The following is a 22,102-nucleotide window of genomic DNA, read 5'->3' as shown; positions in this document are numbered from 1 at the left end:
TATAATTACCATCAGAATATCACTGAATAAAATGGAATCAGTATATGAAGTAGAATTATCCATAATCCATACTTAACATCCAGGGAGTGTTTTGTCAAGTACTATCTTAATATATTTATGGACGCTTTTTCTTTTGGAATTTGAACAACAAAGAAACAGTAAACCTATTCGATCTACTGTTTCTAAATGTTATTGGTTAAATCATTTACTTATAAGTCTTTGATATTCATTTTATCAATTTCAGAGCGTATTTTCATTCTCTCTCTAATTCCAAAATATAAAGTTAGCAAAACTATTGTCGGTATATTACTTACCAAAAATGTTGACAATACATTCATTAAAATTTGATCTTTTCCCATTGTTTCAAATTGTAGCCGTGCAATATTCTTGGCAAAATTTTGCATTTTAGTTGGCAATGCGATTTTCACAAAAAAAGCGCTCTTTTCTTCTTTATATTATAGTCGATTTTGAGTATAAATAAAGCGAATTTTAGGGCGCTTTTTTTGTGAAAGATTATGAAAGATTTTTTGAAAGATGATCTTTCATAATTAATAGTTGGTTATGATCAGCTCCTTCACTTTTTTATTGGAAGTTTTTGAAGCGGAATACATCGTTTCTACTTCTTTTATTCTGTAATTATGATATAATTGACGCGAGAGAGGATGGTCATTGATGGTTAGTAGAAACTTGCCTTTTGCACGGTGTAAAGTTTCAGCTAACCGGACGTGATCATCTTTTTTAAACTCAACTTCATATCCGGTTACGTCGATATAGGGCGGATCGCAGAAGAATACTGTATATTCTCGATCATATTTCTCTATAACAGTCTCAAAATCTAAGTTTTCTACATAGGTGTTCTTTAAACGCTCGTGAACCTCTTTGAAAGATTCTTGAAATATCTTCTGTGAAGGAATTTTTGACGGAGCATATCCGTAGGTATTTCCTCGGCTGGCAAAAGATTGAGATATCAAATAGAGGAAACGGACAGCTCTCTGGATATCTGTCATATTCTCTTTAAATCGCTTATCTTGCTTGTATCTTTCAAAACTATCCCTTGCACTGAACTCATAGTTCAAAAGCCTTTCAAGCTCCTTTTCGTGATATTTCAAGACTTTAAAGAGATTGATTAGCTCCTCATCTTTGTCATTTACTACTTCCACTGCAGAAGGGTCCTTCGAAAAATAGACCCATGCAGCACCCGCGGACACTTCTACATAACAATCGTGCTCCGGCAACATCGAAATAATTGTCTCCTTTAACCTTGATTTCCCTCCCAGGCGGGAGATTGGTGGTTTTATTATCATTGTGTCTCCTTTCTTTGAACATATGTTCTTTTTGAGGTTAAAAAAAGAGCAATAAAGAATTCATTACTCTTTACTGCTCTTTTTTTGCTATTTTTTTATGGATTTTCCGGTAGTGGATTTCCGAAGCCATCACACCGATAGGTGTGCTCACACTCCTCAAGAACATACTCTCTATATACGGCATGATTGACCGTATCATCGATAGTTATCGCTTTTAAAGCAATCTCGAGCGCATCCTGGTTGATTAGTAACTGAAGTCTTCCAGATAGTTCACTTTTAGGTTTTTTTGCCATTTGAATTACCTCCATCATTATTTTAAAAAATCGAATTAGCATTTATATCAAACCCCTTTCAAAGCAGTTTAATATCTTTTTATAGACCCCCGAGTTCTTCGCTGATAATATCCTCTTTTTTGTCTTTAAGTGCCTCTGCGAGTGCTTTTTCAAGAACTTTGATTCTTTCTTCTTGTTCTTGATCAGAAGTTTTCGGGATCTCCTTGTACTCAAACTTATATTTTTTCATCTTATTGTCATATACAAGCTCCTTAAAGTAGCCTTCTTTTTCTTCAATTTCAGCGACTTCAATCACTTCATGCAGAATATTTTCGGTTTCCTTCGGTAAGATTTGAGATTGAACTACACTCTTCCCTTTTTCAGATGTCATGCTTGTAATTAAAATCTTCATAGTTTTGTCTCCCTCCGTTTTATAATTTCAACACTTTCGCCGGCACAGGAATTGTCGTCCAGCTTGTTACAATTCCCGTTTTATACAGGAAGTACAGAGTCGAACTGAACGAGTCAGTGTCAATGTACACGCTGAAAACATTTTGCCCGACAACCACTTCTGTTGCGGCAGAGATCCCCTCACCCGTGATAATCGGAATTACTTTCTTGTCAATAATCACGGCATACATTTTCGACAACGGAGTGCTCCAACTCTTTTGAGAGGAACTGCACTGCACGTTAAATATATGGCCCTTCCATGTTGCTCCATCTGCTGTTGTTTGGGAAATCGAAACGACTTCTTTGTGTGGTAGCACTTTGTTTTCCCACCACCAGTTGATGTCGCCCCAAGAGTTATTTGTTGTAAGCCCGCTGTTGTAGCCTAATAAAGAATTAATTCGACTAATGTGGGCTTGTTTACCATTAGCCGACAATTGAAAAAGCTGTTCCACCCTTGTGGCCGTAGCGAAATATGTGCTGTCGTGTCCGTCCAACAACTCGCTGTCTGCCGCCTTTGCCGTCCGACCCAAGTAGTCGTGGGTATGAGTCGTGGGCGGAAACGAGGACGGTTTTTCTGTCACTCCGGTCCATCTGACTGACGCCGCTTCTAATCCTGACCCTGGGCCGTGTACTTTCTTCAATTTCTGAAGGATCTGTTGAGCGGTAATAAGCTGAGCCACCTGCTCCGCCGTAATGCCCTGCGCTTTGAGTTCTCTAAGCATGCGATCGATATCACTTTTAGAATAAATGGATGCGGCTGCGGCTTTTTTGTCAATCAACGCTTCGAGCGTTTCAAGTTCTTGAGTTCGCGCCGTTTTTTGCAAATATTCGGTATGAGCGTGATCTGCGGGCGCCTTTTCGTTGAGCTTAAGCTCAACCTCTGAGTTGCTCGCCTTTTTGCTCACCTCTCGATCTAAAATGTCCATGTTTTCATTGAGCTGTTCGATATCCGCAATATCCTCGTAATCCGGTTTTTTCAATTTTAAGCTCTGTGTTAGCTTCATCTTCTCACCTCGCTTTTAAAGAAATCCGTCTGTTTCAAAAATTAGGAGTTTTCCCTCTGTCTTTGTCCAGGAGACCTGTCCTTTAAGTGTCACGGGTGTTGTCTCCGGAAAAATATAAAGGAACTGTTTTGCCGAAACTCTCATACTTAAGTTGTTGTATTCTCCAATTTCATTCATGTGTTCAGTAATTAATCTTGTTTTGTTCGGTTTGTTGAAATCGACCTCATAGTCTCCAATCGCAAGTTTTGCGATTTGGAACTTTTCTCCACCTCCCGTTTGCAACCTTTCAAGAGAAACTCCTTGAGAAGAGGTGTATCCGTCGGTTTGTTTAAAGATAAGCAGGATCATTTTTGATGTTGTGCTTATGTTCAACGTTTCAATTCCACTGCGTATCGGAATCTCTTGTAACCTCACGTTTTTAAGCTTCAAACTCAATTCCGACACCGTCAACTTTGAAGGTTGAAACCCTGCGTTCCAGAACGATTTTTCGAATGTAACCATTTTGAAAAATAGCGATGCAAAATTAAGTCCTCCGGATCCGGATCCACCCGATACGACATTATTCCAAAAATACAAAATGTCCCGCCACGAGCTGGACGTTGTCAACCCGGAAGTCTGCCCGTTTTTTTCTTCAATCGCTTGAATATGGGCAGTCTTAGACTCAAGCGATGATTGCTTTAAACGGTTGAATTCCTCGCTCGTAACAAAGGCGGATGTATCGACAGAAACCATATCCCTCTCCAATTTCATAACTGCCTTTTGGAGTTCATTAATATCGTCAGCTTCGATAACATCACCGATTGTCTCGTAAGACAAATACAATTTTTCATGTGCAGATGAAACTCGGATAAATGTCCTCCATGGATAGTTCTCGTCGATGGACAACACGAAGTTCTCGATCTTCTCTCCCGTCAGTTTTTTGCCCGTGTATAGAGCAATCGAGGACTCGATTGCATTGTCGTGCTGAAGAAAACCCTCGTATCTTCCCGACTGCATAGTAATCTCTTCCTCGATTTGATACAGTTCCTTGTTTTCCTTGACATTTAACTTTTCATAAAATACAGTCACTCGTCCACCTCCTACAGATCGTTGTTTTTAATATCGGCCCAAACTTTTCGGGTGTTGAACAATTCGCTCCAGGTTTTCCTCTTGACTTCCTTCCATACGGTGTAAGTGTAGGAATATTCGACAGCGAGGTGTGCCGGTTTGATCTCCTCAATAGCCCCCTTGAAAGAATTCATATTCCGCGGGATTCCTTTTACTCCTACAAATTTTATCTCAAAAGTATAGCGATCGTTATGTTCGACAACTTCGACCTCTCCACCCGAAAACGAGCGAGCAACAATTCGGATCATCTCGCTCGTAGTGGTCGCAGCACCCCGAAGTTTCGCTTTGATCAACTCCCGCCTTGCTTCATAATTCCGGTTAGGATTCACATCAAGACCGAGCTCCTCTTCCCATAGGGATAGCCCCCAAGTTGCCTTATCAACAAAGAACTGGTCAAACAAGTCTTTTAAATGACAGTGCAGGGCTCCAACCTCCGCCCCCAGTTCTCTCTGTAGAATAATCATCTCTTTGATGATGTGCCAGTATCCCGGCAAATATCGCAGCAGATCGGTAAAACATTGTTGCTGCTCTATTTCCTTCTTTTTGTTTTCTGCATAAAAAGATACTCCATAGGCTATTTTTGAGTAGTTCGGTCTCATTACTTCATCACCTCGACACTTACAGAGGAGAGAATGGGAATCTCTTCAGCAGAGAGCACAACGTTCTCTGTTGAAGAATTTAACTTTAATTCTTGATAGTCAAGCACTCCTGGAACATTGAGCAATACATTCCCCACCTTCGCGATCGACACATAATCCGCCTTGAAGGAAATGCTCTTGAAATACTCTTTCAAAGCACTTGAAAATTCATTTTGAATTTTTGACAACGTGGTTCCTTGTAACGTTTTTACCTTTACGGATACAGAGATGGAATTGCTTGTTGCTCCCACCACTTCGACCGTTGCCCCGATCGGCCTGTTGGCATCAACATGAGCCCTTACCGTCTCAATTAACTCCTTTCCAGGTGTTTGAAACTTGTCATTTACAAACACAAGTTTTACCGTTCCGGGTCCGGAGTTTAAAGGAAACACCTTGACTGCTCCGACGCCCGGCACTTCAAAAGCCCATTTTTTGTAATGGTATACGTTTCCACTCGTCGCAGGCTCTCTCACGCGGGAAAGGTATCGTTCCCTCAAGTGCTCAAGTTCCTCTTCTTCCTGACCTCGTTCGATGACCGCCACAATCAGAGCGCTCTGTAATCCTTCAATTGTTTGAGAAGGTAGGAGTTTCCCTGAAGGAATATTCCCGGCTGTTCCTTCTCGATCACAAACAAGTTCATAATAAAATTTACTTTGACTCTCTTCAAGAAAAGATCTCGCAGTAAATTCTACTTGTTCAATATAAAACTTGCTTCCTAGAGGGATTTGAAGATTAAACTCCGCCTTCACGACCGCCGGAGTTGCCGGATAGATGCTCATTCCAACTGCCGCCGCGATCCGTTCGAGTCCAAGCCGATCCGCAGTAGTCGCAAAGGCATTTTTCAGCACGAACGCAAGTTCTTGATATAAAATGTCCATCTCCACCGCAGAAGGGGAGAGCGCATCATAAATAACGCTTCCTTCTCGCTTGTCAATGCTGTCCGAAACTCTCGAAAGCATTCTCTCAAGAAGAAAATCAGCCTTGTATTGTTCAAATACATCATTCATTGATATCCCCCCAATCGTAGTCAAAGTTCCATGTGTTTGATATATCCAAATGTCCGAAGATAGAGTTTACAGTAAAGGATATTTTGAGTTCATTCCCTCGTGTGTCCTCATTCGAAAAAAAGAACTCCGTTACGGATAAAACGCGATCATCTTTTAGTAAACACTCCTCGATTCGGCGCGTCAGCTCCACATAGGCGAGTTCTTTCGGCTGTCCGAAAAGGTCCGAGATGTCGATACCGTAGTTCGGATAAATCAGGTGATTGTTTTTTTTCGTGCTCAGTTCTTTGAAAATCGCCTGTTTCAAAGCTTCTTTTTTGTCGATCGTTTCATATACTCGATTGCTCGCAAGATGCAAGCGATAAGTCGAAGACGGTGCGATTTCAACCGAAATTCCTTCGCGCATCATCAAATTAAGCTCATCGCCCTCCGGGATCATCGAACCCCCTCCTTTCTATATCAAAGAATCTACTTTTACATCTGCGAATTCGCCGCCAGTGACCTCAACGGTTCCGGTTTCGCCTCCGACGGTGCAAGTTCCTGTTAATCTCCCATTCACAAGTTCGCCTTTAAGGTGAAACTCTTCTCCATTTTCTCCTGGCATCGCTGCTTCATACAGGTAATAAAACACTTGTCCTTCGTGATTGCTCATAAAGACAAATGATTTGTCGAGGTCCGCTTCGGTAAATCTTCGACGTTTCGGTACGATAAGAGCCGATCCGGAGAGCTCAATAGAGTCACTTCTCATAAAAGTAAGTGGCGACAAAGCGGTCAATGTCGCTTGAAAAACCGTACTAAACGACAGGCTCTCTACGTATTTTTTTGTTACCTGAGTCATAAGACTCTTCAGTTTGTGTGCATTCATTTACTTCTCCTTTGTTTTTACTCTGAAGAATCTCGTAAACGGTTTGGAACGCTTCAATGTCGAATATCCGAGCGGAACAGAATTGCTGTGTGCCCCGATCGTCTTATCTCCTCCAGCATAAAGCTCCATATGTCCCTTCCTCCAGCAGATGTCCCCCGGTTGTAATTGGTTGCGGTTGATCTCATAGAAGTGCTTGTCATTCAAGATTGACGCCGTCGTTAAGTTGTAGTTTTTTCTCGGAAGAACTCCGGCATCCTGGTAAGCTCTCATAACTGCGGACGAGCAGTCAAAATGTGTTGTCCTGCGAAGGGTTCCGTTCTGTGAGTAGGGTGCTCCGATGTGTTTCTTCATGTATTGAAGAGCTACCGAAGCAGCCGTACCCGCTTTAGCCACCGCTTGGGATCCGGATCTATTCGAGCCTCCTAGAGTTTTAGGTGTAATACTCGGTTGAATATCCGCATTCACGACCTCGAGGTCCATGCTATGATGATTTTCTTCAAAAGTATGAACGACCGCATTTACCATCATAAGGGTTTGCACGGAGATCTCTCCGATCTCCGGGAAGTGCACCGGTACGAGAGATCCTGCGCGGACCTTGAGGTTTCCGATCGCATTTTTAATCTTGAGTTCCCGATGTTTTCGATTTAAGACCCTTAAAAGTTCCTTGGCTGTTGCATCGAGATTCAAGTCTTTATTTGTCGTAATATCGCTGTAGTTTAATAATCCCCACTCTGCAATGTTTTTCTTATCTTCTGCCATTGAGGACTTGATTTCTTTTTTGTGTTCATCAATCAGTCGAAGATGGACACGGTTATATACTCCTTTTTCAATCGAGGACTTATAATCGAAGTCCTCGGCGTTGTTATAGGTAATTGACTCGGAGACCTTCAACTGTTTGATATTCTTCAACGTTATTTTCCCCGCATCGTCAAACAACACATAGATCTCGTCTGTCTTTGCAGTCGTGATATCGCTCGCATATTGCAGCATCACATGATATTCTTTGTTGTCTTCAATTCTTCCGGGAATCTTAAACTTCGTATCTTCAATTTCTCCTGTTGTAAGGTGATTTTTTGCACATATCTTTTTAAGAAGCTCCGAGTAGGCAAGATCTTTGTACTGCAGGATGTCTTTGTTTTTAAAATAAAAGAGCTGATCATAACAAAGTATCCTGATGATCTGCTCCGAGGTTCTGCTCTTTGAAATTACATATCCATAAAAAAATAGCGTTTCTTCCACATAAAAAGCAAGGGCATTTCCTTCTTGGAAGTTTAGACCCTCCGTTCGCACAAGATCGCATTCAAGTTTTGTAGGCGTTCCTTGGCGATTCATTGCGACCTTTACGCTTCCCATTACAAGAGGAAACTGAACCTCTCCCCTCGCCTTATTTTCGAGCACAACTTTATAGTTCATGCTTGTCACCTCATCCGCCTCTCCATCTCCTGTGTTGACATTCGCGACACTTGCAGTTTCTTTTGATTTTCTTTTACTGCGACAATCCCGTTTTCGCCGAGTTTCGCCATCACGACCTCGGTCTTGAGTGGCAGATATTGCTTCAGCTTGATCTCGATAATCAGATCCGTGCCGTTTTTGAAGTCTTCGTTGATCACGTAGGACTCAAGCGTCACACTCTTATTCATTGAATTGTTGAGATTTTCCGCATACGGCGTTCGGATAATAATGAACTGAAATATTTTGTTTTCTTTCTTGAGCCTTTCAAGATGATTCAAGACTTCCTGCGGGCGGACAAATGCTTTTACTCCCGGAAACGGCTCCGAAGGCAGACGGAACTCAAATTCAAATTCGGTCAACTTCGGCTTCTTCAAAAGGCTCATTTCTTCGCCGTTAATGAGTGTAATCGTCTTATTTTTACTACCGATCTTTGTCTCAATCTTCCCCGGAGTAATCGGTAACAGGAATTTATCGATATAAAAATCATATCCCTTAAACATAGGTTGCCGCACCTCCCGTCGCGGAATAAATCGCCTCTTCCAAGCCCGCTGTTAAACTGTCATACCACCCGTCGAGGTCAGCGGTTTCGTGAACATCTCCGAACTTGTTGGATACATCGACCTGGATTTTGTCAAAGCTGAAATTTTGAATTGCTCTCATCTCGGCAAGCTCTTTCAGATAAGAAATATCATCCTCTTTTACTTTGATCCCATCCGAGAGCTTATCGGTATTTTTTCGAGTTCCTTCTGCGGCCTTCTTGATGTCTTTTGCAGTATCGGCTACTCCTTGAAGTTCGGAAAAAGAAGGAATGTCTCCCAAGCCGCTTTGTTCTTTCGCCTCTTCCTTCTTTTTGTTCTTCAGATCGTGAATAGCAAAAGCTCTTTGCGCCGCTTCTGTATAATAGTTGTCTTTCAGGCGTTGCAGAGAAGACTCTCTTTGTTTTGCATCTTCAACAAACTCTTGTTTCATCGTTTCCAGCTCGTTGTCTCTCTGTTTCTTCTCCGCTTCCGCCTGGGTTTTCGCCTCCGTAGCGAAGGTTACCATTTCCAGAGTTTCAATCGATACCCCGGGAATTTTGTTCACGGTTTCAATCAGTGTATTAATCGCTGAAATCGCTCCGTTGATAAAGTCCTGAATGATCGTCAAACCTCCGACTTTCATGTTCGAAAGCGTAGTAATGACACCGTTCATGACTTGTTTGATCCCAAAACGAAACTCCTGATACTTTCGTATCATTGCATTTACTGCCGTGACCGTCATCACGTGAGTGTTTGCAAGAGAGCGTTGGATCTTATCCGTCACAATTTGATATGCAACACCAAGACCTCCTACGCTTTGAGCCCATCTCATAAACAGAAAAACCGCCACTCCCACAAGAGTTGCGATCGCACCGATCGGAGAGATGGACAGTTGCATATTCATCATAGCGAGGGCCGTGCTTTGTGCAACCGTCGCCGACTTCCACACGAGCAAAGCGGCAGCCACTGCGACGATGGAGGAAGAAGCAAGATCCCAGTGCTCTGCGACTACATTTGCGAAACGAACGGAGTACTCTACCGCAACAACGACAGCGTTGGCAAACATCTCCACCCCTGTGATCGCATAATCGACAAAAGTTCTAAACTCGTCACTGTTCGCAAATTGATTCAGCCGTTGCAGCGCAGGGTCGAGAGCGTGAATAAACCGGTTTTTTATCTCTATAGCCACCTGTCCGAAGGTAAGTGGCATATTTGCAAATTGTTCATTAATCTCCCCCGTGGCTCCAAGCAAAGCATTCTTGATCACATCTGCAGAGAGTTTTCCTTCTTCCGCCATCTTTCGGATCTGACCGATCGGGACACCCATATAATCGGAAACGATCTGCATCAGCTGAGGAGTATTTGCCATAACCGAGTTCAAGTCTTGGCCGCGCAACACACCTGAACCCATGGCCTGAGTCAAGTTGTACATGACTGACTCAATCCCCGAGGCGGAAGTTCCGGAAATCTTAAACAGTTTGTTCAAGTTTTCCGCAAAGGCTATGGTCTCCTGATTGTTCTTAAACGCGGCCTTCGCTTGCATCCCAAGTTTCCCGACAATATCCAAGGTCATTTGATATTCTCCTCTTGACCGCAAAGCAGACTGATAGATCTGCTCTTGGAGCTCCGCGGTCGTCTGTTGGCCGTCGTTGATAAAGTTGATCCTCGTGCGGATATCCGTCATCTCGTCGGATAAATCAAAAAGCCCTTTGATAGACCGGAAGGAGAGATAGGCGGCAACGGCCCCCTTGATCATCGTTCCGAGTTTTCCCGCCGAAGATGATCCGCGATCCATTTCTTGATTCAGTTCTTCCTGCTCTCGTGCTGCTTCGTTGAGTGCGGTTTCGACCTGCGCAAGCTCTTCGCGTGCGGCTTGGAGTGACGCAAGATTAAATGCGTTGCCGGTAGCGCTGTTCATGTTGTGCGCGGCGCTGATCACGAAGTTCATACTCCGCACTACATTTTGCAAAATCGGCGTCATTTCGTTCCTGAGTCGGATCGTGCTGTCAATATAGCCCATCTCTTCCTCCTTCCTTTTCTACTTCGTCATGTCCTGGGAATATCGTTCAAGCATTGCTACATACATCGCCTGTTCCGCCTCATTCATCTTGATGAACTCGGTGGGTCTGATGTTAAATTTTGAGCAGACGAACACATAATAGGCCAGGGAGGTCTCCTTATCCTCCCTTATGAGTTTTTTACGACTTCTTTCTTCTCTTCAAAAGACTTATCAAGACCGTTGATCTCTTGGCACTTCTTCAATAGCTGATTGAACTCTTTCGAAGAGAGCATCGCATCAAGAAGCGCCTCGGGAGAAAGCACCCCGTAGCTGTCCTGGAGCTCTTTATCGTACAAATTCGGGTACACGACGCTTCCGATCACAACACTTTTGTAATACGCTGAAATTTTAAAATCGCTTTTACCGTCCGCAGAAACGACAAGAGCCTTATCGGTGCCGGCAAGACCCTTGTCCGGACTCATCGCCCGAAGCTTCCAAGGAATGGGTTTTCCACCTTCTTGAAAGCGTTCGGAAACAACAAACTCCACCTCTTCAAACGGGTTCTTTACATTTTCTTTAAAAAATGCGGTTAAACTCATTATTGCATCCCCTCCAACAACTTAAATTTCTCTGGCATATCGACTCCGTCAAATGTTCCGGAAATGTCTTCTTCTAGGAATTCTTTGTTTACATCGAGCTTGGCAAGAACGATACTATCGAGGTTGCAGTCTCTGAAAATAACGGTATGTCTTCCTGCTCGACTGTTCGGATCATCATTTGTAATCTGAATATCGAAATAAATATCCTTGTGTTCTTTGATGTATTTCATCATCACATCGCGCAGAATATCAGTGTTGTAATATACTTTCGCTTTCCATTTGCCAACCCCGTACCCGGAGCGGTTTCCTGCCATTCGAGAACCAAGGCGACCGATTTCTGTTTTTTTCTTGTCAAATGTAGCTTCGAAGTCAATCAGTTGAAAAAACAGATATCGACTTCCTTCGATCGTAACATATGCACTCCCTTCGGAGCCGTGGAGTGGCTCCTGTGCATGCATGATTGCTTGACTCATACTGTCCTCCTATCTTACCCAAATCGTCTGATACAATTTTCCCATCGCTTGAACCGGCGCGATATAGTCATGAACGATAACACTGTCCTTCGTATCGCCCTTTTCGACCGCGGTATCTTTCGAGTCGTAATTTTCGATTGCTCGGACTTTCTCAAGTGTTTGGGCATGCTTTACAAGCTCGTTCCAAAACGAAATTCTTCCGTCCGCATCGTTCTGTACTTTTCCCAGATGGCGTTTGTTAAAAATAATTGCGACATCGATCGCTCTTTGATCCAGAACGCGCGCGATCTGATTTTTCGAAAAATCTTCATTTTTTTGAGCTGTGAACTCTGTGAACGAATTGATGTCGTCAAGCACGCGGACCTCATTGTCTTTTTCGTAGAGAAAGAAAAATCCTTCCTTGAGCGCCTGTTTTGCGTCACGGGACTTATACTTTGTATTGATCTGATACTCCCCGTTATACTTCTTATTCGTCAAAGATCGATTGACCGGACATCCCGCAAGTTGTCCGAGCGCCCAATAGACGACGGCGCCCACATCGTCTCCTTCCGCCTTGTTTTTAACGTTGATCAGAGCCTCGTGATTCGCCTTCTCTTTATCCATGGATAATACAACGCATTGAAACTTTACGCCTTCCTCTTCCCTTAATCTCACCATAAATGCCTTGTACAAGGCCTTTATCGATGCATCGTCACCGGAGTATCCGATCACGTTGAAATTATATCTCTCGATCAATTCGAGATAATTCGAGTGTGAAGAGCCGTTTGCCGTGCCGTTTGTCCCGGACTCCAGCTTCACGCCCGCCACCACAGTCAAGGCGTTCTCTGAGGATGTACTAAACGATACAACAGAGTTTTCCTTAAGCTCAACGATCGACGCTACTGACTGCTTGTCGATGACCTTCCCCCTCATTATCGTTGTCACAATAAATGCTCCGGATTTGTCCGGATCATTTTCTACCGTGATTGTGATCTCATTTCCTGCAACACCTGCATGCTTTGCGGTTGCGACAAGATTGTCACCCACATTTGCGGTTGCCTTTGCGCCTCCGGTATCGTTGATTCGATACAAATACAACACCTTGGCACCGAGCATAATCTCACGGATCGGCTTTAATTTCTCACTTGTATATTCATGTCCCAGAAGTTCGAGGCTGCGCATTTGGAGATCTGCAGCTTCGATCGTGATCACTTCACCGGTCGCTCCCCAGTCAAGTGGTAAGGCGATCGTTGCATATCCCCGCTCACTGAATTCTCCACTTGCCCTTTCTACCGATGCATAATTGATGTATGCACCGGGAAGAGTCTTGTTTTGCGTGAGGAATACTCCTCCACCCAATGCTCCGTAGCCCATTTAATTCAGCTCCTTCCCGTTAAATTGTGCAAGAAGTTTTTTTACTTCTTCCATCGTATATTCCTTATCATCCTCAAGTACGACAGAGAGCACATCTCTGTTTCCTTCTACACTCGACGACGATAAAAGCGCCTGCTTCGAATACTTCAAAACGTCCGCCTTTCCCTCTTTTTTTATTTTCATTTCTTTCGCTCCTTTTCCTGTATCAGTGTATGATTCTGCATAAACGCCTCTGCCTCTTTTTTCTTTTCAACGAAGTAGTGATACGTCAAAGACATACTTATGCTGTCGTCTTTGATGTCGGAATCCGCCATTTCCGCATAGCAGCCCACATCGATGAGTAAAATCGATAGAGCGCTTGCCATTGCGTGCAAGTCGTGAGCGGCGATGTTGTCGTTTAAGTACACGACATTACACAGTACACTCACTTTGTATCGGCGAGAAAAAGCCTTGTCGATTTGGCAGTGGATGAACTTCACAAAAAAACAAGGCTCCTCTACCCCTTGTTCCATATCGTTTACATAAATATTTATATCCGGATAATGCTTCGCGAGCTTATCCACGATTGCCTGAAGAAGATTCATAGATTGCGAAACACCTCCTGTATTTTTCGCTCAATAATTTTATCCATAACGCTACGAACCTTATTCTCCGCAATCGTCAACATGAAGTATCCTTGTTTCCATTTTCGTCCATCCCGGGTTCTGTGACCGAATTCAAGATAAGGTGCATATTCAACGTTATTAAAGACCTCGATCTGATATCCGCCTTCTGTCCTTTGAATTTCAGAAATATGCCAACCTCGCCGAAGGGTTCCTCCAACTTTTCCGCTTCTTGGAGGATACTTCCCCACAGGAGTATCTTTTTTAGCTAATCTCAGTTCCCTTGCAGCAATCTCATAGATTGCCTCAATAAAAATGTTATCCAGCCTCTCGATCGTCCGGAGAAGGTCGTTTTGATACTGCTCAAACGGCGTGATGTCGATCATTGCCATTTCTCCCATTCTTCCACTTTGTACTCCCGATGCGTCTGATAGATCGAAGGAATTTCCGAAAGTTTCAGTTCGTGCGTAACATTATCTTGAACGACGACGATCTTGGATCCCTCGGCAATTTCAATCAATGGAGGCGTAAATAACAGCAGCTCTTTCTTTGAACTCATTGCCCCGAGATCCGAGACCGTAGACGACTCTTTAAAGCTTAAACGGCAGCGGAACGAAGAGGTCTCAACTTCACGAAGACTTGAGATCTTCGTTGCCGGATCCCGTGTAGATCTTCGGATATAAAGAGTCGCTTGTCCCGTGAAAAAAAACTTGTCATTTACCACTTTAACTTTCGATAGCACAAATAATCCTCTCCCTTCCCAAGAGCAGAGATATAGGATTGGAATATATCCTTTGCAGATGCGACATCTGCGAAATCGTACGATGTGTCTCCCATCTTGATCGATTTGACCGCTTCCTCAAACGAAAATCCTTCTCCCAAACCGCCTGTTGCGAGTTTAAGAGAATAGAAGGCGGCAACCACCCGTTCGACGAGGAAGTATTCAAGTTCCGAAGGGATTTCGTCGTCATTGAGTTCATTCTTCAGTCGCTGCGTTTCTGTATCAATCATATATCGAAGCAGTTCGTCCTCGTTTGTTTGAAAAATATAGCCGAAACGCTCGATGGCAAGCTTGACCCTATCGATCATCTTACTCACCTGCCAATGCCGCTATAAGCTCCGTTTTTTTCATTTCCTGAAATCTTTCGACTCCTTGTTTCTCTGCCAGATCTCTGAGTTCTTGGACTGTTCTCTTTGACAGTTCCTGATTTTCTTCAGCCGAGGAGCTGCCGATTTCGACAGCCCCCAGGTCTCTGAGTTGTTCTATTCTATTCGGATTTTCTGTGGTATAGCGCAAAGCGCCTAGTTCGAGTATCATAAGAACCTCCTACTGTGTAATACATACAAAGATTTGGTTTTGTTTTTGCTTCTTGATCCACAAATCGTGATACTTACGGTAATCTACTTTCCACGCATCAGCTTGTTGATACTGATCCGGGGTAAACACGCGAAGCTTGTCCGTTTTGGAGATCGCGATCGGAACCGTTCTCGGCGTGATGATCCAGTTGATGTCCTTCGCATCCGAGGCGGGTTTTAACCCCCCTTTTTCTTGAGAGGACGTTGTTCCGTCGAGGATGTCATACTTTGTCTTTAGTCGAGCCGAAGGAACGACACGAATCGGATCCTCGTCGATCGCCTTGACTTTGAAATTCAAAGAGCCTTGTTTGAACTCTGCCAGGTTGATTGACTTCCCGATTTTCGGACTGTCTTCAATCAGTGCCAAAGTCTTGGACGACATGGTAATAACAAGCGGAACGTCATCTCCTACGACGTCTGCGACTGCTCGGAGGTGCTCTCGAAGTTTGGAAAGCGCATTGTCCGCCGTTAGGTTAATCGCCTCTTCTACATTTGCCGTTTTCGCGATAGCGGCGATCGTTGCATAGCGATAGGAGTCGATCTCGGGAATGACCTGCTCCTCCTGGAAGGTCTTAATGACATTCGCCGAGGTTGCAACAAATCCGGATTCATCGACATCCATGGAGTCGAGCAAGAATGCGCGTCCACGGTCCTGGGTCATTTTGTAGGTATCGTATCTCAGACTTACCGAGCCCTGAACAAACCCTTTGTCTCTGTCATAGTTTGCAAGCCCGCTCGTCCCCATCGTTGGGATCTTCACCTCATTGCCCCCGGTATAGATTACCTGTCCCGCATTATCCTCCATCCAGCCTGAAGTTAGCAAATGTACCGCGTGTTGGTCGAGTGATTTCATCATCACTTTCGAATATTCAATCGTATTGATAGCCATGGATTTTCCCTCCTCATATAATCAAGTGTTTTTTTTATTGAAAAATACTTGCAATCTGCGATTCTATCGCGCTTACGTTGCCACCCTCGTTTGCAGGCGGTTCATGCGTTTGAAATTTCGAGTTTTCCTCCCGTTCCGCTTGAAACAGATAGGGTTTGTCTTGCTTGAGCGCAGAAAGCTGCTCCTCTAGCCCGATAATGTTGTCTTCCTGAAATTTCAGATCCTCGCGCTTGAGGATCTTCATCAAGAGATCCGGATCGACCGTTCCCGATTTTTCAAGCACTGTCTTGAGAGAATACTCATTTTTTAAATCCGCCTTCTCTTTTTCAAGCTCCTTGGCCTTCTTCTCCCAGTCGGTCGCGGATTGCTGAATTTTTTCGATGTCCATGTCCTTGTAAGACTTGATCGTCTTGTTCGCTTCTTTCAACCTCGTAGTTACAAGCTCAATCTCTCTGTCTTTTTGCTCGGCTTTGTCCTGCTCCGCTTGCACATCCTTCGCGTTTTCCGCGAGGATTTTTTCGATCACCTCATCAGACAAATGAAGCTCTTTTAAAAATTCCTTCTTCATTGTTTTCTCCTCCTTGAAATTTTTTGAAACACGAAAAAAAGACCTGTTTAACGACTGTGTCCAAGTCAAAAAAATTGCACGAAAAAAGCACCTCGCTATATATCGTATAGCTACTGTGCTTTTGCGTAGTCTCTGATCGCATTGTAAAAATAAGTCGCTTTTTCTTCTTTTTCGTCCTCTGTGAGATCAACCCACTTTTCATCGATGTCACTAAACTCTTCTCGCAACTCTTCGTATGCAATATCTGCATCTTCCGACAAGTCGTCATCCCAAAATATCCAAGCCGCCAACTTATGCATAAGTTCGTCACTGGATTCTTCGCGGATTTTTGACAGCTCCGGAAGAACCTCAGAGAGGAACTGTTTTATTTTAGTCTTTGCCATTTTCCTGACACCTTCTTTCGTTTTATTATTGTTACATACTTATCGTCTTCTGCGATGAGCGCTATTTCATCATAATATTTTACAAGTCTTCCAGTCGAAGTATCTACATAGTTGGCAGGCTTTTTCGCGATTTCAAGAATATCTTCAAATTCGAAGTTTTTGACCCCGCTTTTTTTGAATTCTCTACGGATGTACTGTTCCACAAAGTGATCGCTCGCATACACTCCATTTTCTTTAAATTGATAATACAACGAAATCGCTCTCTCTTGGTTTTCTTCGAGTATAGAAGTATTTTTATGAATCGCTTTAATCACACTATGATCCTTCATCAAAGACTCATACTCTATAAGATTATTATACTTCATATCTTTGAAAACATCAAATGCAGGAGTCTTTTCTTGTAAAGTTTTTAAGATGTTTTCATATTCTTGCTTGTCTTCATAGTTTGTCACATACTTCTCGCGCCACTGTTTATAACTCAGATTTTCGATTCGTTCATTTTTCCCCGTCTCCGGATTTCTCGCAATCCGCGAATTTTCAAGTTTTTTCTGTATGTCATCATCAAAAAACGGAACCGTTGTGCTTCGGCAGTTCGGATGAAAAGGTGGAGCAGTTACCCCGACAGCGTAATGCTCGGTATCGAATACTTTGGAATCAAGCCCCTGGCAAATCTCCGATGTACTTAAATCCAGCGTTGCGACAATTTCGTACTTTTTGATCTTCATCCGTATATAGGTTTCCTGTGTCGCTTTGGAGTTGATAGCAGCACTCTCGGTCATAACCAAGCGACCCGCGGCCGCTCTTGACACGTTCATCGTTTTTGAAATGTCGGCGATCGCCTCATCCGGGGATCGCCCTCTCATAATATTCTGTGTCAAATTCCGCCTTAGCGAATCAACAAGTTTATCACCCCGTCCCCAGATCCTCTGCGAAAAATCGGACCCGTCCGGAGCCCATGGATGTAAGATGATGTTACGCAGTTCATCCCGATTGATTCCAAACATATGCTCATAACCGGTAACCCGTCCGAGATTATAAAGCTCATGATAATATTTCTTCTCAAATGTATTCGAAAGATGGGCAAACAGCCCCTTTTCTTCCGTATCCATCAAAGAGGACACAGCCGCCTTAATTTCAAGTTCCATCGCTTGTATCCTTGAGATCCGGGCGTGACGAGAGGCAAAAGATAACTCTTTTTCAATCTCCGGCGTGAAGGTACCTTTTGCCTTTTGGACAAAACTTTTTAACCCCTCCACTTCGTACTCCTTGATCGCCTTTCTCGCTTCTTCTATGCTCATCCCCTGCTCTTTCATAATCGCATTCATATGCTTGGAAAGTTCGTTATTCAAAACATTCATGGATGTTTGATACTCTTTGTGGAGAAACTTGACATAATCTTCGCTGTCTTGAAAAATCTCTTTTGTCAGCTCAAAGCTTCGTTCTTCCCAGTAAGACATTACGCATCACCTTGCAGTCCTTGATAGTCATCAAAGAGTTTCATCTTCTCCTCTTCCTGTTTCCGAATCCGATCCTCCTCAAGCGCAGGATCGGTCACAAACGGATGGTTCGCTCGCAGAGTTTCCTCTGATACGATGCCGATTGAATTCTTGATGATGTCGACGGTCGACTCATCGTTGACCATGATGTTTCGCTTAAATGAAACTTCGCATCCGTCAAAATTCAAGCCGGTAACAACCGATGCGAACCGGAAGAGGTATTCAAAACTGGCGGAGAACTCAAGTTCAAGAGCATTCGCATCAAGTTCCATATCGGAATACATCGCTTTGATGTTGAGCGAGTTCGGCGCTTGTGTTGTCCTGTCGTTGTCTAAATAGAGCGCTCTCGCATTTTGAGCGATCGCCTTTTTCAGAACCTCGATAATCACCTTGTAGTTCTCCGCATTGACCTTGATCTCCAGCGTTTCCACCCCACCTTGCATTCCATCCGCCGTCTTGACTTTCACCGCCCCGTAAGTCGCAAGGTTTCGGCGAAACTCCCCGAGCTCCTCCCCGTCATAGTTCTTGATCACCATGATCGTGTTCCCCGGATTTTCGAGCATCCCATCGGTGTAGTTGCTCAAAAGGACGTTCAACGCATCCTGCAGACACTTTACCCTTTGAATCAAAGCAAGTTCGGAAGGAAGACGAAAGTATACAAAAGGCACGCTCTGATATCCGTAACTCTTTCCGGATTTTTTCAAATACGCCTCGTCTTTCACATATTCAAGCCGGCCGTTCTCATACTCATATATCTTAACCCCGGACGATGTATAGAGATGAACAAACTCTTTGATCTTGATTTGAAGATGTTCAAACTCTTCTTTTCTCACTCTTAAAATCACTGCTTCCAAGCTATCGTGATTGTCATCCTTCCAGATCGGAATAACCCGGAGCGGATCGATCTGCTTAAATTTGACACTTTCGCCGTCGGTATAAAGATACATCCACGCTATTCCATAATTGTGGGCGTCGACGGCAATTTTGTTCAACGTTCTCATAAACGTCTTATCAAACAAAGAGTTTACATAGTCAAGCGTTTGCTCGTTGTCACAGTCAAGGTTCGGTTTTTCGGAAAACAAGTAGTTTACTTTCTGATCCACCGCTCTGGCATACTGATTGTCTTTGATCTTCCAGTTCGGAAGATTATGCACGCTTTGAAGTCGTCCGCCTTTGCCGATTGCAAGTCGTTTTTTGTTGTCGATATCCTGATTTGATTCATAGTATTCCCGCCCCGTCTTCATTTCTTCATGGCACAGCGAGTAGTTTGCCATGCAGTACTCGATATACTTGACGAGTTGTCCGTCATTCAAATTCTTCAGTTCCAAGCTTCCGCCTCCCTCTTAATCAAACTCATACAAGTTGATACCGATGTTTTCCGCAATTCCGGTCAGCGCATCGGCCGCGTCATCGTGTGCGTTCTTACCTTCCTTCTGATAGCTGTTCAGGTCTTCGTATAACGCTTCCCACTTTTCTCTCCAGTTCCAAGGAAAATATACATGTTCCATGACCCAAGTCGAGTTGGAGAGGATCCGGGCGACCTTGTTCTTTGAGTTGTGGAACCAGGTGATGACGGTTTTACTTTCCGGATACTTTTCTTTGAGTTCTCTTTGTACGGCACGAGCAAAGCCTTTTCCTCCGTTGTTGCTCTCGATCTTCGCGTGATTGACCTTGTTCTCAAACAACTTCTTCGCGGTAAGCGGCTCCGTTGTCTCCATGGACTCTTTCGTATAGATCACATCAAGTACATAGGCATCCTTTCCAAACGTTTCTCCGACGATAAAGAGTGCATAGTAATCGGATCCTTCGTCCGCAGTGTCTCCATATGCGAAAATTCGCTTGAAATGGAGATTTCCGTCCTCGTCGAGAGGCAGAGTCGTATAGGTCTTAAACTTGGAATAGAGCTTGCCTTTGAGATCGATCGGTTGTTGTTGATAGTTCGCGCTTGCAATGTCCTGCCCCATCGTCTTCGTCTTTCGCTCGTATTCCTTTCGCGATAGAACTTCCTCACACAACATAGTACCGTCATCCTGTAAGGCTTTCATCGATACATGACGCACCTTATATCCGAGGCGTTTAAGTTCCTTGAGCGCACGACCCGCAAGATCTCTTGAGTGCCACCTCGTCATAATAATGATAATCTTCCCGCCCGACTCCAGACGCGAAAGCATCGTATTCGTAAACCACTCCCAGTGCTTGTCTAGCACCGCCGAGTTGTTTGCTTCCTCCGCGTTTTTGATCAAGTCGTCGATAATAAGGCGATCCGCTCCGAATCCCGTCGCGGTTCCGGTCGGGGATGTCGCCAGATAGTTAGCATACGCTCCGGATAAACTCCACAGATTGGCCGCTCCGTCTCCGTCTTTGATTGCAACCCCGGGGAAGATGTCGGAATATACGATCCGCTTCTCATCCGCCTTCTTCTCCGAAATGGTATTTCGTACCCCTTTGGAGAATTGTGTCGCTACCGTCTCGTTGTACGATCCGGTCATCACTTTAAGGGTTTTATTTCTTCCAAAAGACCACTCGACATACTTTTGCGCCGTTCTGGACTTCCCGTGCCGAGGCGGTTCATTGATGATCAGCACATCATCATCGGAAGAGTCGAACTCTTGCAGTTCCTTACAGAGATCAACAAGGTATTTCCGGTCGAACTTATAGAAATCGGGTGCGGTAAGATGGCAATAAAAAAACAAGTCTTCCCTTGCTTTTTCAAACATCCGCTCTCTCTTGAGCTCCTCTTTCGTCTTATTGATTTTTCGTCCCGCGATTTCGCTCAAGATCGACACATTTTCACCCCGCTTGATAGTTTCATCTTTCACAGAAAGAAAAAACCCCTTTCATTTTCTTTCATCGCCTTTCATTTATCTTTCAAAATGTTTCTCTTATATTTTTACATCCGATTTTAAAGACGCTATAAACCGCATTTTTTTGCATTTTATAGCTATATTCGATTTACCCTTTGCCTTCTTTGTCAATTTTTATCTTTCAAACCCATCTTTCAAGATTTCAAATTTTCCTCTTTTGTTTGAATTTCAACCCTTTCAAGGATTTCCAAAATCTTTCCGAGGAGTTCCGGTTCGGTTTTTAACACTTCCTGCAGTTCAAGCTTGATTTTTTCTGCAGCGGCATCGACTCCCTTGTTGAATTGATATCGAAGTTTTTCGCGACTGACGGCAGAGCGTTCCAACGACGCCAGAGCTTGCATTCCTGCAATCGCGTTCTTGTCGACCTTGCCATCCTCTGTGTTCACCAGCATGTTCATCAACAGTTGAAATGCCATTGTGGAGCTCGCTTCTGCCATATCAAGCTTTGAACCCGCCGAGCTCTCAATAATCGCCTTCGCCTGCTCTTTTGCTCTTGTAATGCTCTCTAATTTTTCGCTAAACTTCTTGCCGTAGCGCGCCACCGACTTCGAGGAGATATCTTTATGCCCCGCTTCGTGAATCATTGCTGTTATCTGCTCATAAGTCATGCGTTTGTTCACAATCGCGTCATGGATCGCCTCACGGAGGGCGTCAGGCAGCTTGTCGATTTTGCTGTGTGCTCGATTCATTACAGGCACACCCCTTTGTCTTCAACCGTCCCTTCTGCCAAGTCAACGCCCTCGGTCGTCAATTTATAAAACTTGTTATTCAAAGTTTCAAAAAAGCTCGCTTCTCCGAATTTCTGGAGCTCGACAAAATGATCGTCGACCAAATAGGAGATATTCGCCTCGAACTCCTTCTTCGTAATCTCATAGCCCAGTTCGTGAAGCTGCTTGAATAGCACAT

General features: G+C 43.9%; 30 protein-coding genes. All 30 read right to left on the bottom strand.

The annotated features are described in order from the left end of the window. Positions 1-209 precede the first annotated feature (209 nt). Positions 210-428, bottom strand: coding sequence for a hypothetical protein (locus ACFO4R_RS10880; RefSeq protein ID WP_379789163.1), 219 nt, complete (start codon positions 426-428; stop codon positions 210-212). A 120-nt stretch (positions 429-548) separates the two neighbouring features. Continuing rightward, positions 549-1,304 carry a DNA adenine methylase gene (locus ACFO4R_RS10875; protein WP_379789161.1) on the bottom strand — a complete coding sequence of 252 codons (756 nt, stop codon included), beginning with the start codon at positions 1,302-1,304 and terminating at the stop codon, positions 549-551. 95 nt (positions 1,305-1,399) lie between these two features. After that, positions 1,400-1,597 (bottom strand): hypothetical protein, encoded by a 198-nt coding sequence (locus tag ACFO4R_RS10870; protein ID WP_379789160.1) that lies wholly within the window; start codon positions 1,595-1,597, stop codon positions 1,400-1,402. 79 nt (positions 1,598-1,676) lie between these two features. After that, entirely contained in the window at positions 1,677-1,988 is a 312-nt protein-coding gene (locus tag ACFO4R_RS10865; protein WP_379789158.1) for a hypothetical protein, read from the bottom strand. A gap of 19 nt (positions 1,989-2,007) precedes the next feature. After that, complete coding sequence (locus ACFO4R_RS10860; RefSeq protein WP_379789156.1) at positions 2,008-3,030, bottom strand: hypothetical protein; 1,023 nt, start codon at positions 3,028-3,030, stop codon at positions 2,008-2,010. A gap of 15 nt (positions 3,031-3,045) precedes the next feature. Beyond that, on the bottom strand, positions 3,046-4,098 hold the full coding sequence (locus ACFO4R_RS10855; RefSeq protein ID WP_379789154.1) for a hypothetical protein: 1,053 nt from the start codon (positions 4,096-4,098) through the stop codon (positions 3,046-3,048). A gap of 11 nt (positions 4,099-4,109) precedes the next feature. Further along, on the bottom strand, positions 4,110-4,736 hold the full coding sequence (locus tag ACFO4R_RS10850; protein WP_379789153.1) for a putative phage tail protein: 627 nt from the start codon (positions 4,734-4,736) through the stop codon (positions 4,110-4,112). Then, positions 4,736-5,782, bottom strand: a complete 1,047-nt coding sequence (locus tag ACFO4R_RS10845) for a baseplate J/gp47 family protein (RefSeq protein WP_379789151.1) — start codon at positions 5,780-5,782, stop codon at positions 4,736-4,738. Before ACFO4R_RS10845 ends, ACFO4R_RS10850 begins: the two co-directional genes overlap by 1 nt. Then, positions 5,775-6,218, bottom strand: coding sequence for a DUF2634 domain-containing protein (locus ACFO4R_RS10840; protein WP_379789148.1), 444 nt, complete (start codon positions 6,216-6,218; stop codon positions 5,775-5,777). The genes ACFO4R_RS10845 and ACFO4R_RS10840 overlap by 8 nt, the downstream gene beginning before the upstream one ends. Before the next feature lie 15 nt (positions 6,219-6,233). After that, positions 6,234-6,644, bottom strand: coding sequence for a hypothetical protein (locus ACFO4R_RS10835; RefSeq protein ID WP_379789146.1), 411 nt, complete (start codon positions 6,642-6,644; stop codon positions 6,234-6,236). Then, on the bottom strand, positions 6,645-8,057 hold the full coding sequence (locus ACFO4R_RS10830) for a C40 family peptidase (protein ID WP_379789144.1): 1,413 nt from the start codon (positions 8,055-8,057) through the stop codon (positions 6,645-6,647). It lies immediately after the preceding gene. Between the two features lie 5 nt (positions 8,058-8,062). After that, positions 8,063-8,596 (bottom strand): hypothetical protein, encoded by a 534-nt coding sequence (locus ACFO4R_RS10825; protein WP_379789142.1) that lies wholly within the window; start codon positions 8,594-8,596, stop codon positions 8,063-8,065. Continuing rightward, positions 8,589-10,634, bottom strand: coding sequence for a tape measure protein (locus tag ACFO4R_RS10820; RefSeq protein ID WP_379789141.1), 2,046 nt, complete (start codon positions 10,632-10,634; stop codon positions 8,589-8,591). The genes ACFO4R_RS10825 and ACFO4R_RS10820 overlap by 8 nt, the downstream gene beginning before the upstream one ends. 167 nt (positions 10,635-10,801) lie before the next feature. Then, entirely contained in the window at positions 10,802-11,212 is a 411-nt protein-coding gene (locus tag ACFO4R_RS10815) for a phage tail assembly chaperone (RefSeq protein WP_379789139.1), read from the bottom strand. Then, positions 11,212-11,685, bottom strand: coding sequence for a phage tail tube protein (locus ACFO4R_RS10810; protein ID WP_379789138.1), 474 nt, complete (start codon positions 11,683-11,685; stop codon positions 11,212-11,214). The genes ACFO4R_RS10815 and ACFO4R_RS10810 overlap by 1 nt, the downstream gene beginning before the upstream one ends. Before the next feature lie 9 nt (positions 11,686-11,694). Next, positions 11,695-13,038 (bottom strand): phage tail sheath subtilisin-like domain-containing protein, encoded by a 1,344-nt coding sequence (locus ACFO4R_RS10805; RefSeq protein WP_379789135.1) that lies wholly within the window; start codon positions 13,036-13,038, stop codon positions 11,695-11,697. Next, positions 13,039-13,221, bottom strand: coding sequence for a hypothetical protein (locus tag ACFO4R_RS10800; RefSeq protein WP_379789134.1), 183 nt, complete (start codon positions 13,219-13,221; stop codon positions 13,039-13,041). Beyond that, positions 13,218-13,622 (bottom strand): phage tail terminator family protein, encoded by a 405-nt coding sequence (locus ACFO4R_RS10795; protein ID WP_379789133.1) that lies wholly within the window; start codon positions 13,620-13,622, stop codon positions 13,218-13,220. Before ACFO4R_RS10795 ends, ACFO4R_RS10800 begins: the two co-directional genes overlap by 4 nt. Continuing rightward, on the bottom strand, positions 13,619-14,041 hold the full coding sequence (locus tag ACFO4R_RS10790) for an HK97 gp10 family phage protein (RefSeq protein ID WP_379789131.1): 423 nt from the start codon (positions 14,039-14,041) through the stop codon (positions 13,619-13,621). The genes ACFO4R_RS10795 and ACFO4R_RS10790 overlap by 4 nt, the downstream gene beginning before the upstream one ends. Continuing rightward, positions 14,023-14,382: a hypothetical protein gene (locus ACFO4R_RS10785; protein ID WP_379789129.1), complete on the bottom strand. Its 360-nt coding sequence runs from the start codon at positions 14,380-14,382 to the stop codon at positions 14,023-14,025. Before ACFO4R_RS10785 ends, ACFO4R_RS10790 begins: the two co-directional genes overlap by 19 nt. Continuing rightward, positions 14,358-14,729 (bottom strand): head-tail connector protein, encoded by a 372-nt coding sequence (locus tag ACFO4R_RS10780; RefSeq protein WP_379789127.1) that lies wholly within the window; start codon positions 14,727-14,729, stop codon positions 14,358-14,360. The genes ACFO4R_RS10785 and ACFO4R_RS10780 overlap by 25 nt, the downstream gene beginning before the upstream one ends. A gap of 1 nt (position 14,730) precedes the next feature. Further along, positions 14,731-14,958, bottom strand: a complete 228-nt coding sequence (locus ACFO4R_RS10775) for a Rho termination factor N-terminal domain-containing protein (RefSeq protein WP_379789125.1) — start codon at positions 14,956-14,958, stop codon at positions 14,731-14,733. Positions 14,959-14,967: 9 nt separating this feature from the next. Further along, positions 14,968-15,885 (bottom strand): hypothetical protein, encoded by a 918-nt coding sequence (locus tag ACFO4R_RS10770; RefSeq protein WP_379789123.1) that lies wholly within the window; start codon positions 15,883-15,885, stop codon positions 14,968-14,970. 34 nt (positions 15,886-15,919) lie between these two features. Then, positions 15,920-16,453, bottom strand: a complete 534-nt coding sequence (locus tag ACFO4R_RS10765) for a phage scaffolding protein (RefSeq protein WP_379789122.1) — start codon at positions 16,451-16,453, stop codon at positions 15,920-15,922. A 110-nt stretch (positions 16,454-16,563) separates the two neighbouring features. Then, the gene (locus tag ACFO4R_RS10760; RefSeq protein ID WP_379789120.1) at positions 16,564-16,836 is read right to left on the bottom strand and encodes a hypothetical protein; all 273 of its coding nucleotides are present in this window, start codon (positions 16,834-16,836) and stop codon (positions 16,564-16,566) included. After that, a complete protein-coding gene (locus tag ACFO4R_RS10755; RefSeq protein ID WP_379789119.1) occupies positions 16,818-18,293 on the bottom strand; it encodes a minor capsid protein in 1,476 nt (491 codons plus the stop codon). Before ACFO4R_RS10755 ends, ACFO4R_RS10760 begins: the two co-directional genes overlap by 19 nt. After that, complete coding sequence (locus ACFO4R_RS10750) at positions 18,293-19,660, bottom strand: phage portal protein (RefSeq protein ID WP_379789118.1); 1,368 nt, start codon at positions 19,658-19,660, stop codon at positions 18,293-18,295. Before ACFO4R_RS10750 ends, ACFO4R_RS10755 begins: the two co-directional genes overlap by 1 nt. 15 nt (positions 19,661-19,675) lie before the next feature. After that, positions 19,676-21,151 carry a phage terminase large subunit gene (gene terL, locus ACFO4R_RS10745; protein ID WP_379789117.1) on the bottom strand — a complete coding sequence of 492 codons (1,476 nt, stop codon included), beginning with the start codon at positions 21,149-21,151 and terminating at the stop codon, positions 19,676-19,678. Between the two features lie 179 nt (positions 21,152-21,330). Further along, the gene (locus ACFO4R_RS10740; RefSeq protein ID WP_379789116.1) at positions 21,331-21,885 is read right to left on the bottom strand and encodes a phage protein Gp27 family protein; all 555 of its coding nucleotides are present in this window, start codon (positions 21,883-21,885) and stop codon (positions 21,331-21,333) included. Continuing rightward, positions 21,885-22,102: hypothetical protein (locus ACFO4R_RS10735; RefSeq protein WP_465254264.1), on the bottom strand; the 218-nt coding region annotated here is incomplete at its 5' end. The genes ACFO4R_RS10740 and ACFO4R_RS10735, both read right to left, overlap by 1 nt.

Source organism: Filifactor villosus (assembly GCF_042652965.1).
Taxonomy (GTDB): domain Bacteria; phylum Bacillota; class Clostridia; order Peptostreptococcales; family Filifactoraceae; genus Filifactor; species Filifactor villosus.
This window is presented reverse-complemented; position numbering and strand designations above follow the sequence as displayed.

What these genes read in the sequence shown, in the direction of transcription:
- ACFO4R_RS10810 (WP_379789138.1), bottom strand. Translation starts at nt 11,685, where the DNA reads ATGAGTCAAGCAATCATGCATGCACAGGAGCCACTCCACGGCTCCGAA.
- ACFO4R_RS10795 (WP_379789133.1), bottom strand. Translation starts at nt 13,622, where the DNA reads ATGAATCTTCTTCAGGCAATCGTGGATAAGCTCGCGAAGCATTATCCG.
- ACFO4R_RS10805 (WP_379789135.1), bottom strand. Translation starts at nt 13,038, where the DNA reads ATGGGCTACGGAGCATTGGGTGGAGGAGTATTCCTCACGCAAAACAAG.
- ACFO4R_RS10845 (WP_379789151.1), bottom strand. Translation starts at nt 5,782, where the DNA reads ATGAATGATGTATTTGAACAATACAAGGCTGATTTTCTTCTTGAGAGA.
- ACFO4R_RS10875 (WP_379789161.1), bottom strand. Translation starts at nt 1,304, where the DNA reads ATGATAATAAAACCACCAATCTCCCGCCTGGGAGGGAAATCAAGGTTA.
- ACFO4R_RS10830 (WP_379789144.1), bottom strand. Translation starts at nt 8,057, where the DNA reads ATGAACTATAAAGTTGTGCTCGAAAATAAGGCGAGGGGAGAGGTTCAG.
- ACFO4R_RS10765 (WP_379789122.1), bottom strand. Translation starts at nt 16,453, where the DNA reads ATGAAGAAGGAATTTTTAAAAGAGCTTCATTTGTCTGATGAGGTGATC.
- ACFO4R_RS10740 (WP_379789116.1), bottom strand. Translation starts at nt 21,885, where the DNA reads ATGAATCGAGCACACAGCAAAATCGACAAGCTGCCTGACGCCCTCCGT.
- ACFO4R_RS10835 (WP_379789146.1), bottom strand. Translation starts at nt 6,644, where the DNA reads ATGAATGCACACAAACTGAAGAGTCTTATGACTCAGGTAACAAAAAAA.
- ACFO4R_RS10770 (WP_379789123.1), bottom strand. Translation starts at nt 15,885, where the DNA reads ATGGCTATCAATACGATTGAATATTCGAAAGTGATGATGAAATCACTC.
- ACFO4R_RS10850 (WP_379789153.1), bottom strand. Translation starts at nt 4,736, where the DNA reads ATGAGACCGAACTACTCAAAAATAGCCTATGGAGTATCTTTTTATGCA.
- ACFO4R_RS10870 (WP_379789160.1), bottom strand. Translation starts at nt 1,597, where the DNA reads ATGGCAAAAAAACCTAAAAGTGAACTATCTGGAAGACTTCAGTTACTA.
- ACFO4R_RS10815 (WP_379789139.1), bottom strand. Translation starts at nt 11,212, where the DNA reads ATGAGTTTAACCGCATTTTTTAAAGAAAATGTAAAGAACCCGTTTGAA.
- ACFO4R_RS10840 (WP_379789148.1), bottom strand. Translation starts at nt 6,218, where the DNA reads ATGATCCCGGAGGGCGATGAGCTTAATTTGATGATGCGCGAAGGAATT.
- ACFO4R_RS10860 (WP_379789156.1), bottom strand. Translation starts at nt 3,030, where the DNA reads ATGAAGCTAACACAGAGCTTAAAATTGAAAAAACCGGATTACGAGGAT.
- ACFO4R_RS10760 (WP_379789120.1), bottom strand. Translation starts at nt 16,836, where the DNA reads ATGGCAAAGACTAAAATAAAACAGTTCCTCTCTGAGGTTCTTCCGGAG.
- ACFO4R_RS10775 (WP_379789125.1), bottom strand. Translation starts at nt 14,958, where the DNA reads ATGATACTCGAACTAGGCGCTTTGCGCTATACCACAGAAAATCCGAAT.
- ACFO4R_RS10780 (WP_379789127.1), bottom strand. Translation starts at nt 14,729, where the DNA reads ATGATCGATAGGGTCAAGCTTGCCATCGAGCGTTTCGGCTATATTTTT.
- ACFO4R_RS10800 (WP_379789134.1), bottom strand. Translation starts at nt 13,221, where the DNA reads ATGAAAATAAAAAAAGAGGGAAAGGCGGACGTTTTGAAGTATTCGAAG.
- ACFO4R_RS10790 (WP_379789131.1), bottom strand. Translation starts at nt 14,041, where the DNA reads ATGGGAGAAATGGCAATGATCGACATCACGCCGTTTGAGCAGTATCAA.
- ACFO4R_RS10820 (WP_379789141.1), bottom strand. Translation starts at nt 10,634, where the DNA reads ATGGGCTATATTGACAGCACGATCCGACTCAGGAACGAAATGACGCCG.
- ACFO4R_RS10825 (WP_379789142.1), bottom strand. Translation starts at nt 8,596, where the DNA reads ATGTTTAAGGGATATGATTTTTATATCGATAAATTCCTGTTACCGATT.
- ACFO4R_RS10755 (WP_379789119.1), bottom strand. Translation starts at nt 18,293, where the DNA reads ATGTCTTACTGGGAAGAACGAAGCTTTGAGCTGACAAAAGAGATTTTT.
- ACFO4R_RS10865 (WP_379789158.1), bottom strand. Translation starts at nt 1,988, where the DNA reads ATGAAGATTTTAATTACAAGCATGACATCTGAAAAAGGGAAGAGTGTA.